This window comes from Agarivorans sp. QJM3NY_29 (assembly GCF_050870835.2).
Classification (GTDB): domain Bacteria; phylum Pseudomonadota; class Gammaproteobacteria; order Enterobacterales; family Celerinatantimonadaceae; genus Agarivorans.
In genome coordinates this window covers 743,861-762,723 of sequence record NZ_CP194036.2, presented here as the reverse complement: position 1 = coordinate 762,723, position 18,863 = coordinate 743,861, and the positions used below count along the sequence as shown (strand labels likewise).

Sequence of the window (18,863 nt, the reverse complement as noted above, 5' to 3'; positions counted from 1 at the left end):
ACTTGCATCCTTTTTCGAACCTAGATATTGTCCGGTGACAGTAAGCAGATTGACCATTATTTGAGTTCAGGAGAACAAATCAACGAAGATGCCATCGGTTAGACGCAGGGCCTGTTCGTAATATCCTAAGCACCTAGTAAACCAATGCGTTTAAGCAGTAGAAACGGACAAAGGAAAGTCGAATCGATGACGGCCGCATCAAAGCACACGAATTTAAAAAGCCAAGTTCTCACTTCATTAAAATGGGTTGTCGCAGGAAAAATAGCGACCCAAACCTTAAGATGGGTGATGACCTTCTGGGTGATTCGATTATTATCCCCCGAAGATTACGGCCTAGTGGCCATGGCCGATGTTTTATCCGGTTTTTTTGTGTTAATCCTAGGTTCGCTCTTTAGTTCCTCCTTAATTCAACATCAAGCACTCAACACCAATATCCTTAAACAGATGTTTGGTGCGATTATTGTTGTGCATCTCAGCATTTTTAGTCTGCAATATTTATTGGCAGGCCCCGTCAGCCATTATTACCAGTCGCCTGAAGTCGCAGCCATTTTAAAAGTAAATGCATGGTGTGTGCTGATCATGGCTTTTGAAATTATTCCAGCGGCACTGCTCGCCAAAGAGATGGATTTTAAAAGAGTTTCGATTATCGAAGGCATAGCCAACGCGGCTGCTGCAGTGACCACATTAATTTTGGCCTACTTAGGCTATGGCTTCTGGGCACTTATCTATGGGCAGGTCTTGTTCTATCTACTGAAGGCCAGCATGGTCATGGCTATTCGCCCGATAACTTATTGGCCTAGCTTCAGCTATTCTGAAATCAGCGGGATGCTCAAATTTGGTGGCGGACTGAGCTTACTCACCATCATGTTTTATATATTCTCACATATAGATATCGTGATCGCTGGCCGTGTGATGACGCCAGTAGAAGTCGGTTTATATGCCATCTGCTTACAAATCGCGATGATGCCGCAAAAGAAAATAATGCCTATCCTACGTCAAGTCGCCTTTCCCGCCTTCGCCAAAATTCAGGACCAACCTAAAATGATCGCCAGCTATGTGATTAAATCACAAAAGCTGTGTTTACTGATTACTTTACCTATTTTTTGGGGCTTAGCTGCCACCGTCGAACAACTCATCCCACTGGTATTGGGGGAGAAATGGTTAGATGCCGTCACGCCTGCAACACTGATTTTGCTGGTGATGCCACTCAGGTTTAGTGAAGAACTATTTAATCCTGCGCTAAAAAGCCTTAAAAAGGTGAGACACATGCTCATTAATGCGACCATATTACTGACCGTATTAGTGCCCAGCATTTATGTCGGCTCCCACCATGGGGCACATGGTCTGGCAATGGCTTGGTTATGCGCCTTCCCGGTTGCCTATTTAATCGTCGTATTACATAACAGCCGAGGGATCAATATACCTTTACTGGACTTGTTTAAACACATTGCAGTCCCCGCTTTCGCAGGTGCACTAATGATGCTGAGTATTTATTACAGCAAACCACTACTCGCAGATTTTAGTGCGATTGTTATCTTGCTCTTCAGCATTCTGATCGGTGCTAGCGTCTACCTAACAGGGCTACTGATCATTGACCGTAAAGTATTCCAAGAAGCCAAGCAGTTACTGAAACGAGCATAAGCCTAGCCAAAATATGCACTCTCTATTGCGTGGTAAATTAAGTGGCTTAATATGACTTCGGTTGATAGAGCCCCATCGAAACCAAATGGCGTTTGGTAAAAATCTTAAGTCGATGCAGGAACAGCAATGGGAAACGTCGCATGTAAAGTAGCAAAGCCGCGAAATAATGCGTCTTTTCAATGCGGAAATGATGTTGCTTGGTCCAATCAAGGATCTCTTTTAACAGCGGGTCGTCACTAATCAGCATGTCGCGAATAAACCCTGCCCGATGTTGTTGATAACGCTCGAGGTTAAAACAGTGCTGATAAAGCTCCAACTTACCTAACATATCCAACGTAAATAAGGTTCTTAAACATTTTTCACACTGTGAACAATTTTCAGCATTATCGGCCACCACACATACGTCTAATACCTTGTAAGAGGCCGGTAACTCTGCGACTCTTTTGGTTTTTTCAACACGCGTATATTCGCTGCCAACCGAATGGCAAATTAAGGACTCTGTAGATAACAAGGGTAAGCTATAGGTATCGCTATAAGCCATGTCATAACTTGGACCAACAAATAAATCAGCGTAAACATAAGCTGATGAGTACAAAAAATGCCCAATATGTTCCTGTAATAACAGCGCTACCGATGCGTTGCGAATTGTATGGGTTAGCTGAAAATTTAAGCCCTTTCCATAAAACTCATTTAAATTAGAATTAATCATAATAAAGGGTAGCGCTAATTCATCTGCAGTTTTCTTTAATCGATCATAGCGCGCATGAAATAGCTGTTCTTTATCCGCTCCATGTCCATGAGAGCCTACGTTGTTATATAAGAGGTGAGTAATTTTAAGAGCATCGGGCGTCTGCTCTGAATAATAGTCCCTCAAGCTACAGAATGAATCAACACCTGCAGAAAACCCTGTGGCGACGCCCTTTGCCTGGCTGGAACGATCACAACAGCTATCAGCGGATATATATATCTGATGCAGATAAGGGATCACCTGCCGTACCAAGGTTTGATAAGCACCATTGAGGTGAAACAGTAATTGAGCAGAAACCCTGCCACGCACATGAATATTTTCATTGGCCAACATAGCCGGAAGCAATAAAGCCAGCATGGCGGCATCGCCACTCTCACTCGGCCACAAAGCTCCAGGCAAGTTTAGCTCAAACCACAGACTGTGCGATTGCTGCTTAAGGTCGAAATCAACTTGATAAACCACCACATCTTGGCATTGCTTTATCGTAATTGGACCGATGTCCATTGTTATCTTCCTTGATAAACATGAAAGCCCATAATGTCCTTAGGCTAGTCGATCTTCACAATAAATAGTAGTTACAGTTCGACATGCGATAAAAAAATAACGACTTATTGAAAACGATATCAACGAATCAGCCCCCACAACCTGCTCACAAAATGGTCAAAAAGCTTCCAACAGCAATAAAAAATGACCTCAAAATAAAAAAACACGACTTTGATCTTCTTTTTTAAAACCGCTTTTTAATATTATTTGAACAGCGTTTCTGATACCTCAATTATAAATATAGAAACGGTGACGGGCTTTTTGCTCCAGCCACAAATTTAACTACACATAAAGGAAGAAGTTATGATTCTTGATTCATTTAATCTTGAAGGCAAGGTCGCTATTGTGACCGGATGTGATACGGGCTTAGGCCAAGGAATGGCACTTGGCCTCGCTGCCGCGGGTTGTGACATCGTTGGTGTTAACATTGTTGAGCCAACAGAAACCATTGAGAAAATGGCTGAAACTGGCCGTAAGTTCATCGATGTACGCGCTAACCTCATGAAATTAGATGATATCCCTAGCATTATTGACACTGCGCTAAGTGAGTTTGGTAAAATTGATATTTTAGTAAACAACGCTGGTATTATTCGCCGTGAAGATGCTGTCGATTTTAGTGAAAAAGACTGGGATGATGTCATGAACATTAACATCAAGTCAGTATTCTTCATGTCACAAGCGGTTGCCAAGCAATTCATTGCCCAAGGAAATGGCGGTAAAATTATCAATATCGCGTCAATGTTGTCTTTCCAAGGCGGTATTCGCGTTCCGTCTTACACTGCATCAAAAAGTGCAGTGATGGGCGTCACTCGTCTGATGGCTAATGAATGGGCGAAAGAAAACATTAATGTAAACGCTATTGCCCCTGGTTATATGGCAACTAACAATACCGAAGCGTTGCGTAACGATGCAGCTCGTAGCAAAGAAATCTTAGATCGTATTCCTGCGGGTCGTTGGGGCTTACCTAGCGATGTCGCTGGTCCTTGCGTATTTTTAGCATCAGAAGCTTCTAACTACATCAGTGGTTACACCATTGCTGTCGACGGTGGCTGGTTGTCTCGCTAACGAGAAAATAAACGCAGATGCTCCTTATTCAGTGCCGCAGACGCAGATATATCAGGCTTCCCTGATATATACCGCGGATACGTTCTGCACGCTGACTGGTCATCTTCGTACTTGAGTATGACGTGCTGAACTTAAAATTTGCGTCACAAGCCCCAGCTGAGCATTAGTGGACAAATATTTGTCCAAATGCTCCAGCGAAAGGGGAAGCAGCCTTAGCAATAAAGGAGAGAGCGATGTTTGTATTTAATCAAGACATTACCTTAGAAGACTTAGGTAATGGAGTATCACGTAAGGTACTCGCCTATAGCGACAACATCATGACGGTGGAAGTACATTTTGAAAAAGGCGCTGTTGGGCCGATGCATAATCACCCACACGAGCAGTTAACCTATGTTCTTTCAGGGGCCTTCGAATTCACCATTGGCGATGAAACTAAAGTCGTGAAAGCCGGTGACACACTCTACAAAGAACCCGACGTGATGCACGGTTGTGTTTGTTTAGAGGCTGGTGTTTTACTCGATAACTTCACACCAATGCGTAAAGATTTCGTCTCATAATTATCAATAGTAGAAAGCTATTTAGCTTTCTCAAGCGGGAGTATATTTAATGAAAGTCGCCTTATTAATGGAAAACAGTCAAGCCGGAAAAAACGCTACTGTTTTAAAAGAACTAAACTACGTGGCTGACCCTCTAGGTCATTCAGTTTACAACGTAGGTATGAGTGATGAGAATGACCATCACCTGACTTACATCCACCTTGGTATTATTGCCAGCATTTTACTGAATTCAAAAGCAGTTGATTTTGTCGTCACTGGTTGTGGTACTGGCCAAGGCGCAATGATGTCTTGTAACATTCACCCTGGTGTCGTTTGTGGTTACTGCTTAGATCCTTCAGATGCCTTCTTATTCAACCAGATTAACAATGGTAATGCTCTTGCGTTGGCCTTTGCCAAAGGTTTTGGTTGGGGTGCTGAATTAAACGTTCGTTACATCTTCGAAAAAGCCTTAGTTGGCGAGCGTGGCCAAGGTTACCCTCTCGAACGTGCTGAACCACAACAACGCAATGCAGGTATCCTAAACACCGTGAAAGCGGCAGTTGTGAAAGACAACTACTTAGATACACTACGTGCGATTGACCAAGAACTAGTCAAAACTGCAGTTACTGGTGCGCGTTTCCAAGAATGTTTCTTTGCAAACTGCCAAGTACCAGAAATCGCTGATTACGTGAATTCATTAATTAAGTAATGGATTAAACCCCAGCGTTTAAACCAGCCCCCTCGGGCTGGTTTTATTCATCTCAATATTAGCGATCCAAGTATGTCCCTAATCACGACCCCCCTTCAATCGGTTCAGCAACTATTTCCCCAACAAGCAGTCTTCCGCTTATGGTCTGAGCCATCAGACAGTTCCCATCTTAAGCCAATAGTCACTGAACGAAGTCACCATCTCGCAGCGCCTAATCGAGCGCTCAGTCAAACCCAGGATCCTGAAATAATCATCTATCCCAGTAAGCAAAGTAAAGGCATTGGCGTATTGATCATACCGGGAGGAAGCTATCGTCGAGTGGTGATTGATCAAGAGGGGAGTGAAATCGCAAAGCAGCTCAATCACTTTGGTTATCACGCTTTTATACTCAATTATAGAATGCCAGGCGACGGTCACCGCTTCGCCGCAGATACTCCACTAGCCGACGCTCAACGTGCGCTTCGCTGGATCCGAGCGCATGCCCATCGCTGGCAATTACAGCACATTGGTGTACTCGGTTTCTCCGCCGGCGGTCATGTTGCAGGGCGGCTCAGTCACCAATTTAAGCAGGTCATTTATCCGCACCATGATCACATCGATAGCTTTAGTGCACGGCCTGATTTTAGCGCCTTGGTTTATCCGGTGATAAGCATGGAGCAAGCCATTGCCCATCCAGAATCTCGTCAACTATTAATTGGTACAAATCCGAGTCCTCAGCAAATTGCAGCTTATTCACTCGAACAACAAGTCAGCCCAGAGACTCCGCCTTGCTTCATCCTGCATGCCAGTGACGATCCCTCAGTAAGTGTAGAGAATAGCTTGCGACTATGGCGAGCGCTGAGTCGCCATCAAATAGCGACCCAGCTACATTTATTTGAACGTGGCGGCCATGGCTTTGGTATCAGCAAGACCGAAGGTTTGCCGCTTGCCGTGTGGCCACAACTCTTGCAGCAATGGATCAATAGCCAGTTTGCGTCTAAGTGACAATCGAGCTCTGTACGCTTATCCCGACTTAGATTGAAGATACGGATGCAACCAACGCAGATTAATCAAACGCCAGCAATATAACGCTCCTCGGAACCACCAGTCAGCAAACATTCCCAACCACACTCCGTATACGCCCAACCCCCAGACAATACCTAAGACATAACCCAGAACAATCCGGCAACCCCACATGCTGACAATCGCGGTCCACATCGTATATTTCACATCCTTCGCGCCTTTAAAGGCATTTGGTAATACGAAGGAAGCAGCCCATATTGGCGACATCAAGGCATTCATATGTATCAACTTGACTACAATCTCAATCACCTCGGGTTCACTGGTATAGAGTCGCGCCAATTGCTCGGCAAACAAAGCGCTCAAGCCAGCAAAGGAGACTATTAGTGCGGTTGCAAAGTAGAAGCATAATCGCAGTTCCCGCTGAGCCACATTCGGTTTATCTTGCCCTAAACGCCGACCGATCAACACAGTACAGGTAATCGCCAAGGCATTCCCAGGTATATTAATCAATAATGCGATAGAAAAGGCCACCACATTACCAGCCATCGCTGCGGTGCCCATCCCTGCAACCATCATCTGAGTGATCAATTTGCCAACGTTAAACATCATCGATTCAACGCTAGCAGGAATGCCAATCCCCAAGATCTCTCTTAAAATGATCCGGTTAAAGGCTGTAATATACGACTTCAACTTAAGATTAAAATGCTGATTATTGGCTAAGCAATACAGAATCATCAATGCGCCCGCCCAACGAGCAACACATATCCCAAGGCCAGCACCAATCAAGCCAAAACCTTGCCAAACATCACCACCAAGCCAATGAAATCCGTAGATCAACGGATAACTAAATACAATGTTCAGAAGGTTCATCAGAATGTTGCTCATCGCGGGTAAGCGAGAATTCCCCACCGCTCGCAATACCCCGCTGCCAGCAAACACAATCGCCAAAGCCGGAAAGCTAAAAGCAATCGTCTTCAGATAGGTGGCCGCCATCGCAATCACCTGCTCGTCAGCCCCATAAGCAATAACTTGTAACAATGGTTTGGCAAAAACAAAAATGCCAAGTCCAGCCAACAAACTGAACACAATCGCCAAGTTCACCACTTGTGGTGCGCCAGCGCCGACTTTTTGCATGTCTCGTTTGCCGAAAGCGTGGGCGATCAGCACCGAGCCCCCTAGTCCCACAGCCATCAGCACAGAAATGATGATAAAAGTAACACTATCGCTCACCCCAACGGCAGCGGTTTGTACATTTCCTAATCGGCTCACCAGAATAGTACTGACGATCCCCATTAACACCACACAAGCTAACTCAATTAAAATTGGCCACGCGAAGGGAATAATGTTACGCGCCAACAACACCCGATAGCGGTAGTAATACCGCCATTGGATTGCTGGGCTTAGTGATGATGTCAATACTTGTGGACTTTTAGATAGTATTTGTCTGCTCAATTAATTTACTGCTAACCCCTCTGGAATAAAGCTACGACCATCTAAGGTTTCGCTATACAATACGTCATAGTCGTATACGGTTTTAACTTCCCCTTTCACTAAACGTTCCCCATGTAAGTAGCCACCCTTAGAAATGGCGACAGGAATCGCAGAATAGAGACCTTTATAGGCGGCTTCTATAGCTAACAAGGCATAGGGGATCGGATCATCAAGACGCGCATAAACGTGTTCGCTACTGGCCAAAAAGTAACCGCGATGATAGTGCTGCTTCAATAGGTTTTGCCCCACTAAATCTGCCAAACTCAACAATCGACTATCTTGACTAATTTGATATAACTCTAGTAGTGCAAAGACTAAATAAGCAGAACTCAAATCAGATTGCTCAGCAATCGCTATAGGTGCCAGCGACTGTGCATCCAGCTCCCCCAAACCAAAACGAGCAAACATGCTAGCAGTTAATGCTCTTAACTCTGAATTATCACTAAGCACACTGGCTCGCACTAACGGCAGCAAATAGGATGGATCGGCAGCATGCCGTTTGATTTGTCCACCTTTAGCCCCGTAGTAACCATCTCGTGGTAATACAAACCCGGTCATATCTTGACCACTATTCCACATTGGAATGATCTCGTTACTCGCTTCATCCCAAGCATATTGAAAGTAAGCTTTAATGCCATCAACTGCCCACGCCGCCATTTGCGGGTCGTTAAGCTGTTTGGCGCACTCTAAAATAGCCAGTGGATTATCAACCACAACAGGCCAACAATCTCTAAATAACACATTGGCTTCGCGGGCAATATCACCAAATTCGGGCCCAAACTGACGTTTAGCACGATCGCCAAACCAAGAATAAGTGAGGCTATCATCTTCGGGAATAGGTTCACGCTGCAGCGGAGAAGAATATTGATAGACCGGCATGCCTGTCTCTGGGTGACGCGCTAAAACAAATTGATGGTAAAGGTGTTTCGCCCAAGTCGCCGCATCTTGGTCGCCACTATATTTATAATAATGACAAGCTGCATACACCAAATCGGTGGCCGCATTGACAAAAGTAAGACCTACCGTTTCGGGTAAGGCTGGTAGCTTGCTCGGATCAACGACTGCACTTGGCTGATGCTGCTGAAATACATCATCGGGGCAAGGCGTCAGGTATTGTCCATGGCGGCTTAAATCTAACTTATTCCAGTCGAGCACATGCGCCGACCAGAAGCCTTTTAGAAAATTTTGGGTGGTTTCGGGGGCCACTTGATATAAAAAGTCATAAAAGGGAAAGTGATGTTTGAGTTCATGCACACACTCTTTACTCGCTGGCCCTTCAATATTGCCATTGTCGCGATGAATAAAGCGGTGGCCGCCCCAATGGAATAAACCACTAGCCTGATCAACATAATGCTCTAAAAAGTAGTCCACCGTTTGCTTGGCTTGATCCGCAAAACATGCCTCTCCGGTAATCGTCGAGAGGGCCACTAAACCGCGAAAGAAATTTTGTTGGCTAGCCAAATTGCTCATTGGTACTTTGGTCCCATCAGGGTAAGTCCACTGAATCGCCGAATTGTCACGGCTATCGAGGCCATCCGCCAACAACGGAGTATCGCTTGCTTTGGCCAATGAGTATAACTTTTGATAATAGTCAGTAAGAAGCGGTAGATAAGATTGGCGAGTATCAGACATAACGATCTCCATCGAAAATATATATCCTCGTTTAAGGACATCAAGTTAACAGTTAAAACAGCGTTATCTAGGTGATTCGCTGCGTACAATGCGTCAGCTATCTAGCTTTATGCGCTAGAACACGACAGCCACGACATAATAAATTTTTAGCCACTTGTTCAGGGCTTGATTGGACTGTCATCGATGTATTGAATTTACGTTACAAAACAACAATATCGACAGGGTGCTGACGGTAGGCAAGCTTTTGAAGTGCAACTTCAAATCTTAGCAATGCAATCCACTTCAGTAAACCGCATATCTTTTACAATGAAAAAGCACCCCATCTCTGGGGTGCTTAAATTAACCGAGGTTAATCTAGATTATTTAGAAATACGCGATAATACACGATTACCTTTGCGTAAGAAGTTCTTCGCAGCTTCAGCTGGAGTCGATTGACCATAATCTAAGTGTTGCATTTCTTCTGCAAATAACTCCATTAACTGAGCGTTATCTGTATAAGGTGTTGGCAACACGTCCACGGGTAACTCTTGTGCAAGCGTATAACCTTGGAATGGCAAGCTGTTGGTATCTAAACCTGCATCTTTCAAAGTTTTAAGACCAGATTTGCTTAGTGGAACACCACGCGCATCGGCCATTGCTTTAACACCTTCAGGATCATTCAACAAGAAGTTAACTAACTTAGCAGCCGCTTCTGGGTGCTTAGTGTTACGACCAATCGAGAACATCATTGATGGGCGAGTTAACAGACCTGAATCAGTTGCACCAGGCGCCATTGGGTATGGACCTAATTCCATTGATTGTGGTGGAGCTAAGTTGTTAGCGTATTTCTTGATTGATGTATTCCACATGTACAAACCGCCAAAGTGACCATCGATCCAAGGGCGCATTTCGTTCATATTACCTTTACCGTAAGAAGCGAACTGCTTGGTAGAAGGGAATACATGATTTTCAACCATGTCGACGTAAACTTGGAAGAACTCAGTCATTTCTTTTTGGCTGAAGTCTAATAAGTTTGAATCATGATTGATGATGTCTTTACCGTATTTTTGAATGAAAATTGAACGGTTAATTGCAAATACGTCACGCGACTCTACAACCAACGGGAAGTAGTCTGCGCCCAATTTAGCTTTGAAAGCTTGACCAGCAGTTTTAAAATCTTCCCAAGTTTTAGGGTAATCAACGCCAGCTTTAGCCCAAGAGTCTTTGTTGTAGTAAAAAACACGCGAAGTAATACTAACTGGCAAACCATTAATTTTGCCATCAATAGTAGTCATATTAAGCGCAGTTTTAGGGAAATTATCTAAATGCAAAGCACCGGCTTGACCATTCATGTCGTAAAATCCGGTACCATTTTTAGAGAAGATAGGTAACCAGTTCCAGTTGGTTTGCATAACATCAGGCTCAGTATTACCAGCAACCTGGGTGGTCAAACGAGACAAGTGGCCACTCCAACCAGTGTATTCACCTTTTACCACGATATCAGGGTACTTCTCATGGAATTTTTCGATGGCTTTTAAGGTTGCCTGGTGACGACTGTTACCGCCCCACCAAGACATACGCAATTCTGTTTGTGCATATGCACTCGCAGTCATTGCTCCAAGAGTTAGCGCTGTTAGGGTCGCCAGTAGTGTTTTCTTCATCATTATTATAGCCTCCAAGCTATTTTATTTGTGTTCAGAAATGTTCACTTCAGTTTTACTCAAGATACGCGTCCACCGATGTCCGTTGTGGACGCGCGTTACGTTTTTACTTCAAATTAATGATCTAAAGAGATATTTTTTTCAGTTGTTTTATCGAAGATATGCGACTTAGCGGTTTCCACCATAAAGGTCACATCTTTCTTCAGTTCCATATTTAGAACTGCTTTCACATCATCGATAGGAACACGAGCGGTCAATTCATGGCTGCCTACTTTGAAGTAAACAAACACTTCGTGACCCATATTTTCCATACGAATAACGTCGCCTTTCAAGGTTTGTTCGCCCGCAACGTTCTCGGCAGTTAAGGCCAGAGAAATATTATCTGGACGAACCCCAAATACAGTGTCAGTAAAACCATTGGCACGAATATTCGCGACTTTTTGAGGCGGCAAGGTCAAAATCTGGCCATCAAGGTTAACGACTAATGAGTCATCTTTTTCCTCAAGTTTCACGTCGAACAAGTTCATCTCTGGTGCGCCAATAAAGCTCGCTACGAACATGTTCACAGGGTTGTTGTACAAATCTTCAGGTGTATCAACCTGCATGATTTCACCCAGTTTCATCACACAGATGCGGTCACCCATGGTCATCGCTTCAGTTTGGTCATGAGTTACATAAACCGCTGTAGCCGGACGATTCTCTGTTTTTAAGTGTTTATGCAAGTCAGAAATACGAACCCGCATTGAAGCACGCAGTTTGGCATCAAGGTTTGATAGTGGCTCATCGAATAAGAACACTTCAGGTTTCTTAACAATCGCTCGACCTACCGCAACACGTTGTGCCTGACCACCAGAAAGCTGACGAGGCAAACGGTCGAGTAAGTCTTCAATTTCTAAGACTGCTGCCGCTTCATTTACTCGTTGTTCAATCTCGGTTTTAGGTAATTTTTGTAGTTTCAAACCAAAACCTAAGTTTTCTGCCACAGTCATGTGTGGGTACAAAGCATAGTTTTGGAAAACCATCGCAATACCACGGTCTTTCGGTGCAAGGTTATTCACTACCTTCTCACCAATGGTGACTTCACCACCGGTGATGGTTTCTAAACCAGCAAGCATGCGTAGGGTTGTTGATTTTGCACAGCCTGATGGGCCCACAATTACCAAGAACTCGCCATCTCGAATGGTTAAATCGATGCCATGAACGGCCTTAAAACCATTTGAATATACTTTTTCTAACTTTTTAAATTTAACTTCTGCCATTGTCTTAACTCCGAAAACTAACCTTTAATACCACTGCTTGCAGCACCTTCAACGAAGTACTTCTGAGACATGAAGAACACTACGATTGAAGGAATAATTGCGATAGACGCCATTGCTAGGATTTCATTCCATCTAGCACCTTCGGTAACGTCGATAGACATTTTCAGAGCTAAAGCAATTGGGTACTTCTCTACGCTTGATACATAAATAAGTGGGCCGAGGAAGTCGTTCACCGACCACATGAATTGGAACAATGCTACCGAGATAATCGCAGGGCGAATCACCGGTACCACGACGTACCATAAAATTTGGAACGAATTACAACCGTCAATCATGGCTGCTTCTTCCATATCGGTTGGGATACCCCGTAAAAACTGAACCAACATGAATACGAAGAAACCTTGAGTTGCAAATGCCAACGGTAAGTAAAGTGGCAAGTAGCTATCCAATAAACCCATTTCGCGGAACATCAAGTACTGAGGGATCAGCAATACTGATTGAGGTAATAAGATGGTGGCAATCAAGGTTGCAAACCAAAAACCTTTCCAGGGGATCTCAAAACGAGCGAAGCCATAAGCAACAATCGTTGAAGAAACCACAGTAAAGAATACTTTTGGCAATACATATGCAAAGGTATTGTAGATGTAATGACCAAAGGTAAATTCGGTACCGGTTTTCCAACCATTGATGAAACCTTCCATGCTCCACTCATGTGGCCATAGGCTCATTGAGCTAAAGATTTCATGGTTTGGTTTTAACGACGCAGAGAACATCCATAATAAAGGATAAAGCATCGCAAAACCGACAGCACCTAAGATAATGTAACGGATAGTCGCGTTAATTTTCTCACGACGAATAGTACGGTCGTTTTCTTTATTCGCCAAAGCAACTTGTGCTTTTTCGGCTGTAGACATAGAAGTAGCCATTATGCCTTACCTCCTTTATCACCTGAGTAGAATACCCAGTATTTAGATGAACGGAATGCGATTGCAGTGAAGATGGCAACAACAACAAACAGAGCCCATGCCAATGCACTACCGTAGCCCATATCAAAGAACTTAAACGCCGTCTCGTAAATATAAAGAGAGATGAGGTAAGTCGACTTCATGGGGCCGCCACCAGTCACCACATAAGGAGCGGTAAACTCTTGGAAAGCCTGAGTGGTTTGCATAATGAAGTTAAAGAAAATTACAGGTGTAATCAGTGGCACCGTCACTTTCATGAACATTTGCCATTTACTAGCACCATCAATTAAAGCGGCTTCATATTGAGACTGAGGCACGTTTTGCAATGCAGCAAGGAAGATAACCATCGCCGAACCAAACTGCCAAGCCCGTAACAAAGTAATCGAGAACAACGCAAATGCAGGTTCGCCTAACCAGTTAATTGGATCGGCACCAACCACCGCTAACAAACCGTTCAATACGCCGTCAATCGCGAACAAAGCTCGCCACAATACCGCAATTGCAATACTACTACCCAAGATAGAAGGAATGTAGTAAGCCGTACGGAAGAACCCAATACCTTTTAGTTTAAAGTTAAGAAGGAAAGCAATAAAAAGAGCAAATGCCAATTTTACTGGGATTGTCAAAAAAACGTACATAAATGTCACGCCCATTGACTTCCAAAACAAATCGTCCTCAGCGAGCATATAACGATAATTTTCAATGCCGACAAACTTAGGCGTTGTCATCAAATCATAATCGGTAAAGCTCATAAAAAACGATGATATAAATGGAAAAGCGGTAAACACTATCAACCCTATAATATAGGGGGATAGGTACGCTAAACCAAGCCTACGACTTTCATACATTTTTTCGTCCTTAATAGTTCTAGTAATCCTCTAAAAAGTGGCGGACTGTGTATAACACCACCTTTTAGCTGTTAGCTATATTAAACACGCAGAAATCCATAAGTGCCACTCAATAAAACCATAAATGTGATCAGTGATTTTATTTTTTAAAAGATATCTACAAAAAATGTGAAACATCGTTCCGTTATTTGAGTTGAATACCATCTACCCCAACAATAACGAGATCTACATCACACTTCTGTCATGACAAAAACGTCCATAAATGGCTGCATTGATGTCAGGAAAAATTTAAACTGGGGATAAAGACGATCAGGCGATTCAGCTTGGTGCTATATCCTGAAACTAGAAAAAATTATAGCGCTTAATGTTATTTTTAAGAAAGTCACCAACATTAGAATACTCTAATTTAGTGTGTTGTGTTGACTAGGCATTATTTTATAGACAAGTCTAAGTGGCAAGCATCGCGGAACCAGAAAGATCAATACCTATATCAAGTATAACAACTCTAATTTGTTAAGACATAAATAGAGCAACAGCATTTCAACATATTTGATTCGGCTAAAGTACGACTCTGCGCGTTGATTTATATCTCTAAAAGTGAGCGATAAAATAATGAGAATTTGACATACAACAAGTTTCGAATGAACGGAAATCGATGCAAGCGCCCAGCCATAGAGCTAAGCCTTAGATGAACTTCCAAAAAAACACCAAACAAGTGGCAACAATATTAACTCTTTATCATTACTGTCATAACAAACAACAAATAAACTAAAAAAATATTTAAAATCAACACTTTAAAAGAAAACCAAACGAGTAGCCAGTTGATGAGAGCTACTAACCTTCAAATATAACGGGTTGCCAGTAAGTACCAATCATAGGAGGTTTTGAGAAGTCAGCGGTCCACAAGCCGATAATCGCATAAAATGAGTTTATGCATAGCTTGAATTTTAAATCTAAACGAATGAGCATTTAATAACTAAAGAGTCAACAGATGGTGATTTGTGAGCGACTGCACATGATTTAGCGATACAGCTATCGGTAATAGTCTATTCAAAGACGATACTAAATTACAGTTGATGCAACTCACGCAAATTAAAAACAACTTTCATATAAAAATTTAATTTTACAAACAACAAAACCCTAGCTCTTAAATAAAGAGGTCTATCGAAAAGCTTCTTTTGATTAATTATTCACGATATGGCGAAAACGTTACCAAAAATTGCTAAATAAAGACTATCAAATGCATCAAATATGTTCATTGGCACGGTGCTGTGTCAACCATAAATGAAGTGCTAGCACCAACATTCTCCGGAGCTAGATCACAAATATAACTGTCAATATTTATCACTATTTATATTGGATCACATTTCTCTGCTAACCCATCTTTACAAAACAAAAACAGCACTTATATTGAACTCGTGTACCCATTAAAACAAAACGGAGTTTCATAATGAGAAAAAGCACTATTGCAACCGCAGTTCTCGTTGGCTTATTCGCAAGTGCGACAGTCAGCGCGGCAACTGTAAACATGCGTCACGAATACCAACCATCTTATAAAGGTAACAATGCGAAACATAAAGACCGTATTTCGATTAGTCACCGCCTTAAAAATGGTATCGGTTTCGAAGTAGAAGCCAAATGGGCAAACAATAAAAATGATGACGCTTTCGGTGATTACACTGGTTCTGGCCAACAAGCCAACATCAGCTACCTATACAAAATCGGCAAGTCTGGCTTCTCGCTAAAACCACAATATAAGTGGGAATCTGGCTCTACTAAATTAAGTCACCAGTTCAACTTGACCCTGGGTTACAAAATTAACAAAGCTTGGGCAGTTTCTTGGCGTCATCGTTACAACTACGAAAGACAGAGTTCAACGGTTGACAAGCCAAATAACCACTACAATCGTTGGACCTTCGAAGCTGGTTATAAAGGCTTTGAAGATTGGAAACTCGGCGCGTCATTTGATTACACTTGGAACAGTGCTAACAAAGGTAACGCTTGGGAAGATAAAAAAGCTTGGTTCAGTGAGTTTAATACCAAAGCGACTTATACAGGATTCGAAGGTAACTGGTCTCCATTTATTGAAATTGGCTTAGCACCAGACAAAGATAAAGACGCCAACAATAAATATGACAATGCTTGGGGTGTAGGTTCTCCTAAAGCGGCAAAAGATATCTGGCGTCCTCGCTTCCGTATCGGTATGAAATACAAGTTCTAAGCTAGTCACATAGTTACTACTTTTTAAACCAAGGCCTATTTTGATTCTCCTTTTCAAAATAGGCTTTTTTAATATAGGTATCCCTAATGAAATTATCGACCGTTGTAGTCTGCGTTTCCTCGGCCTTCACGCTCAATGCGTTGAATGCCTATGCCGCAAGTGCGGATGATTTAGTCTGGCAAGCCATTACCTTTGGCCAATCCACCGACCTTAACTTTGGCTCCACTATTTTACCGGAAAAAGTTGGTACCAATCAGGTCACCGTGAATGGACAGCCCGTGCAACCTGGCCCAGTGGCCAATCAATTCACCATTGAAAGCCGTGGTGGAAAAATTGCCAATTCTCATGAAGGGATGACCTTCTATTACACCAAGCTGCCCACCGATGTAAATTTTAGTCTTTCAGCCACCATCACTTTAGAACAATTAGGCCCAGAAACGGGATCTAAACCCAATCGCCAAGAAGGCGCAGGCATTATGCTGCGCGATGTGATCGGTAAACCACGACTCGATCCTCAGCCTGAAGGTTTAGAAGAATTTCCGGCTGCAGCCAACATGGTTGCAGCCATCTTACGAGCCAATAAAAAAGCCAACAATGGCTTAATCAATATCAACGCCACTTACCGTGAAGGCATTTACCAGCCTTGGGGAACAGGCGGAAACCGGATGAAACGCGACGAGTTCATCAAAGGTGTGCCTTACGGCCCAGCACAAACTTATCAAATCGGTTTAACCCGAACCAACACCGGTTACAGTGTTAGCTATCGCCATGGTGAACTTGAACAAATCCAAGCAGTCAAAGGGGCCAATGCCAACGTTGTTGAAATGCAAGACCCTGCCCATCAATACCTTGGCTTCTTTGCTTCACGGAATGCGAAAGTGACCGTGAGCAAGGTAAAACTCCAACTAAGCAAAGCCAACACCGCGGATGCGCCCCGTTTTGTTGCCAAAATGGAAACTCCGATTGTACAAGCGATGTCTCCTGAGGTCTCGGCGACCAATCATTACACCGTACAAGCCCAAGCCAATTACAGTGGTCAATTTAGCCTGAGCCAAGATGGACAGAGTTTGGTGGAAAACCAGCATGTGGCTGCGGGCGAAATGTTTAGCTACCCCACACAATTAGCACAAAGCAATACTAAGTTTGATCTGAGCTTCACGCCACTGGAAGGTCCAGATACCAGTGCGATTCAAACTCAGTATAAGGTGGTGAAACAAGCGCTGAAGAACCCAATGCAAATTTTGGTGAATCCACAGGGTGACAATGGTCGACTCAGCTTAGCCGACGCCATTCAACTGGTCCCCCCGGGCGGCACAATTTTACTCGAGGACGGCGATTACCCAGGTTTAGAAATCCCTATCTCTGCCAGTGGTACCCCCGACCATATGAAAACCCTAAAAGCCAAGGGCAACAAGGTTCGCATTACCGACGCCTACCTGCATGATGCGAGTTACTGGAATATATCCGGTCTTGAAGTGATTGGCGCCCGAACCAATGTTCACGGCAGTCACAATAATTTTGCTCACATGGTCACTCATCAATCCCCCGATACTGGTTTTCAGATCTCGTCTGCCAAGGGCATTGGGCGTGCGTTATGGGCCAGCTATAACGTGGTTAGCGATAGCATTAGCTTTAACAATATGGATGATTCGCAAATTAATGCCGACGGTTTTGCGGCAAAAATACGTGTCGGTGATGGTAATACTTTCATTCGTTGTATCTCTCACCACAATATTGACGACGGCTGGGATTTATTCAATAAGGTCGAAGATGGCTCTAATGGTGCGGTGACAATTATTGACTCCATTTCCTACATGAACGGTCAAACCTTAACCGTAAAAGGCAAAGGAGGCACCCGCGGCAATGGCTTTAAACTAGGCGGGGAAGGTCTGCCCGTTGCCCATGTGGTGAAAAACAGTATCGCCTTCCATAACAACATGGATGGATTTACCGACAACTTCAATCCTGGTTCATTGATACTAGAAAATAACGTCGCTATCGATAACGCTCGCTTCAATTTCTTGTTTCGCAAGAGCCCCTATTCTGACGCAGTCAAACAAGGTGACTTCACCGATAATCAATCCTATCGCTTCTTTGTTAAGAGTAAATACAGTGATGTGGTCAATGCCAGCACACTCAATGGCAACCAATTTATTATTGATGGAAAAGCCACTGACCAAAATGGCAACTTAGTGGACATAAGCCAATTAGATGAATTAAAAGCCGCGTCAAAAGTGAATACTCAAGACAAGGTTCCAGGGGACGCGCAAGCCAAAAAATTACAACAACTACTAAAATAGACGATCGGTAAGTTCATCGTTCAATGAAGGCTTATGCTCTTAGTCAATCAAGGGCTAAGCCTTTACTCATGGTGACACAAAGCGAGTCGTTAGCCGCGTCACAGAAACAAAAAAATATCATTATTGGGAACAACTTAAGTTAATAAAAGCAGATGTACTTATGATAAACAACACGCATCTTCGGTAAAATATTCTCTATAAAATTAATTTTTACGATGAAATATCAACCGACTAAACTCGAATGATTGATATTGCACATTTGG

Annotated in this window: 14 protein-coding genes; 7 read left to right on the top strand and 7 right to left on the bottom strand. The window is 43.2% G+C overall.

What is annotated here, in order from left to right; genetic code table 11:
• Positions 1-186: 186 nt before the first annotated feature.
• Positions 187-1,641 (top strand): lipopolysaccharide biosynthesis protein, encoded by a 1,455-nt coding sequence (locus ACRRS0_RS03415; protein WP_432454622.1) that lies wholly within the window; start codon positions 187-189, stop codon positions 1,639-1,641.
• A gap of 46 nt (positions 1,642-1,687) precedes the next feature.
• On the opposite strand, the gene ACRRS0_RS03410 is transcribed toward ACRRS0_RS03415, so the two are convergent.
• Complete coding sequence (locus ACRRS0_RS03410; protein WP_432454623.1) at positions 1,688-2,893, bottom strand: hypothetical protein; 1,206 nt, start codon at positions 2,891-2,893, stop codon at positions 1,688-1,690.
• Between the two features lie 342 nt (positions 2,894-3,235).
• On the opposite strand from ACRRS0_RS03410, the gene kduD reads away from it, so the two are divergent.
• From kduD to ACRRS0_RS03390, 4 genes are all read left to right on the top strand, one after another.
• Entirely contained in the window at positions 3,236-3,997 is a 762-nt protein-coding gene (gene kduD / locus ACRRS0_RS03405) for a 2-dehydro-3-deoxy-D-gluconate 5-dehydrogenase KduD (RefSeq protein ID WP_432454624.1), read from the top strand.
• A 233-nt stretch (positions 3,998-4,230) separates the two neighbouring features.
• The gene (locus ACRRS0_RS03400; RefSeq protein ID WP_432454625.1) at positions 4,231-4,554 is read left to right on the top strand and encodes a cupin domain-containing protein; all 324 of its coding nucleotides are present in this window, start codon (positions 4,231-4,233) and stop codon (positions 4,552-4,554) included.
• A gap of 49 nt (positions 4,555-4,603) precedes the next feature.
• Positions 4,604-5,242 carry an RpiB/LacA/LacB family sugar-phosphate isomerase gene (locus ACRRS0_RS03395; protein WP_432454626.1) on the top strand — a complete coding sequence of 213 codons (639 nt, stop codon included), beginning with the start codon at positions 4,604-4,606 and terminating at the stop codon, positions 5,240-5,242.
• A 72-nt stretch (positions 5,243-5,314) separates the two neighbouring features.
• Entirely contained in the window at positions 5,315-6,226 is a 912-nt protein-coding gene (locus ACRRS0_RS03390) for an alpha/beta hydrolase (protein ID WP_432454627.1), read from the top strand.
• Positions 6,227-6,244: 18 nt separating this feature from the next.
• Here the strand turns inward: ACRRS0_RS03390 and ACRRS0_RS03385 are convergent, their stop codons facing one another.
• The 6 genes from ACRRS0_RS03385 to ACRRS0_RS03360 form a co-directional block, all read right to left on the bottom strand.
• The gene (locus ACRRS0_RS03385) at positions 6,245-7,696 is read right to left on the bottom strand and encodes an EmmdR/YeeO family multidrug/toxin efflux MATE transporter (protein WP_432454628.1); all 1,452 of its coding nucleotides are present in this window, start codon (positions 7,694-7,696) and stop codon (positions 6,245-6,247) included.
• A complete protein-coding gene (locus ACRRS0_RS03380) occupies positions 7,697-9,367 on the bottom strand; it encodes a hypothetical protein (protein WP_432454629.1) in 1,671 nt (556 codons plus the stop codon).
• Positions 9,368-9,726: 359 nt separating this feature from the next.
• Positions 9,727-11,010 (bottom strand): ABC transporter substrate-binding protein, encoded by a 1,284-nt coding sequence (locus tag ACRRS0_RS03375; RefSeq protein ID WP_432454630.1) that lies wholly within the window; start codon positions 11,008-11,010, stop codon positions 9,727-9,729.
• A gap of 113 nt (positions 11,011-11,123) precedes the next feature.
• The gene (locus tag ACRRS0_RS03370; protein WP_432454631.1) at positions 11,124-12,266 is read right to left on the bottom strand and encodes an ABC transporter ATP-binding protein; all 1,143 of its coding nucleotides are present in this window, start codon (positions 12,264-12,266) and stop codon (positions 11,124-11,126) included.
• A gap of 17 nt (positions 12,267-12,283) precedes the next feature.
• Positions 12,284-13,192: a carbohydrate ABC transporter permease gene (locus ACRRS0_RS03365; protein ID WP_432454632.1), complete on the bottom strand. Its 909-nt coding sequence runs from the start codon at positions 13,190-13,192 to the stop codon at positions 12,284-12,286.
• Positions 13,192-14,079: a carbohydrate ABC transporter permease gene (locus ACRRS0_RS03360; RefSeq protein ID WP_432454633.1), complete on the bottom strand. Its 888-nt coding sequence runs from the start codon at positions 14,077-14,079 to the stop codon at positions 13,192-13,194. The genes ACRRS0_RS03365 and ACRRS0_RS03360 overlap by 1 nt, the downstream gene beginning before the upstream one ends.
• 1,450 nt (positions 14,080-15,529) lie before the next feature.
• Between ACRRS0_RS03360 and ACRRS0_RS03355 the strand changes: the two genes are divergently transcribed.
• On the top strand, positions 15,530-16,300 hold the full coding sequence (locus tag ACRRS0_RS03355) for an oligogalacturonate-specific porin KdgM family protein (protein WP_432454634.1): 771 nt from the start codon (positions 15,530-15,532) through the stop codon (positions 16,298-16,300).
• An 86-nt stretch (positions 16,301-16,386) separates the two neighbouring features.
• Positions 16,387-18,600, top strand: coding sequence for a right-handed parallel beta-helix repeat-containing protein (locus ACRRS0_RS03350; RefSeq protein ID WP_432454635.1), 2,214 nt, complete (start codon positions 16,387-16,389; stop codon positions 18,598-18,600).
• The last annotated feature ends 263 nt before the right edge of the window (positions 18,601-18,863 follow it).

Coding starts and splice junctions, on each gene's coding strand:
- ACRRS0_RS03415 (WP_432454622.1), top strand. CDS start 187: ATGACGGCCGCATCAAAGCACACGAATTTAAAAAGCCAAGTTCTCACT.
- ACRRS0_RS03410 (WP_432454623.1), bottom strand. CDS start 2,893: ATGGACATCGGTCCAATTACGATAAAGCAATGCCAAGATGTGGTGGTT.
- kduD (WP_432454624.1), top strand. CDS start 3,236: ATGATTCTTGATTCATTTAATCTTGAAGGCAAGGTCGCTATTGTGACC.
- ACRRS0_RS03400 (WP_432454625.1), top strand. CDS start 4,231: ATGTTTGTATTTAATCAAGACATTACCTTAGAAGACTTAGGTAATGGA.
- ACRRS0_RS03395 (WP_432454626.1), top strand. CDS start 4,604: ATGAAAGTCGCCTTATTAATGGAAAACAGTCAAGCCGGAAAAAACGCT.
- ACRRS0_RS03390 (WP_432454627.1), top strand. CDS start 5,315: ATGTCCCTAATCACGACCCCCCTTCAATCGGTTCAGCAACTATTTCCC.
- ACRRS0_RS03380 (WP_432454629.1), bottom strand. CDS start 9,367: ATGTCTGATACTCGCCAATCTTATCTACCGCTTCTTACTGACTATTAT.
- ACRRS0_RS03375 (WP_432454630.1), bottom strand. CDS start 11,010: ATGATGAAGAAAACACTACTGGCGACCCTAACAGCGCTAACTCTTGGA.
- ACRRS0_RS03370 (WP_432454631.1), bottom strand. CDS start 12,266: ATGGCAGAAGTTAAATTTAAAAAGTTAGAAAAAGTATATTCAAATGGT.
- ACRRS0_RS03365 (WP_432454632.1), bottom strand. CDS start 13,192: ATGGCTACTTCTATGTCTACAGCCGAAAAAGCACAAGTTGCTTTGGCG.
- ACRRS0_RS03360 (WP_432454633.1), bottom strand. CDS start 14,079: ATGTATGAAAGTCGTAGGCTTGGTTTAGCGTACCTATCCCCCTATATT.
- ACRRS0_RS03355 (WP_432454634.1), top strand. CDS start 15,530: ATGAGAAAAAGCACTATTGCAACCGCAGTTCTCGTTGGCTTATTCGCA.
- ACRRS0_RS03350 (WP_432454635.1), top strand. CDS start 16,387: ATGAAATTATCGACCGTTGTAGTCTGCGTTTCCTCGGCCTTCACGCTC.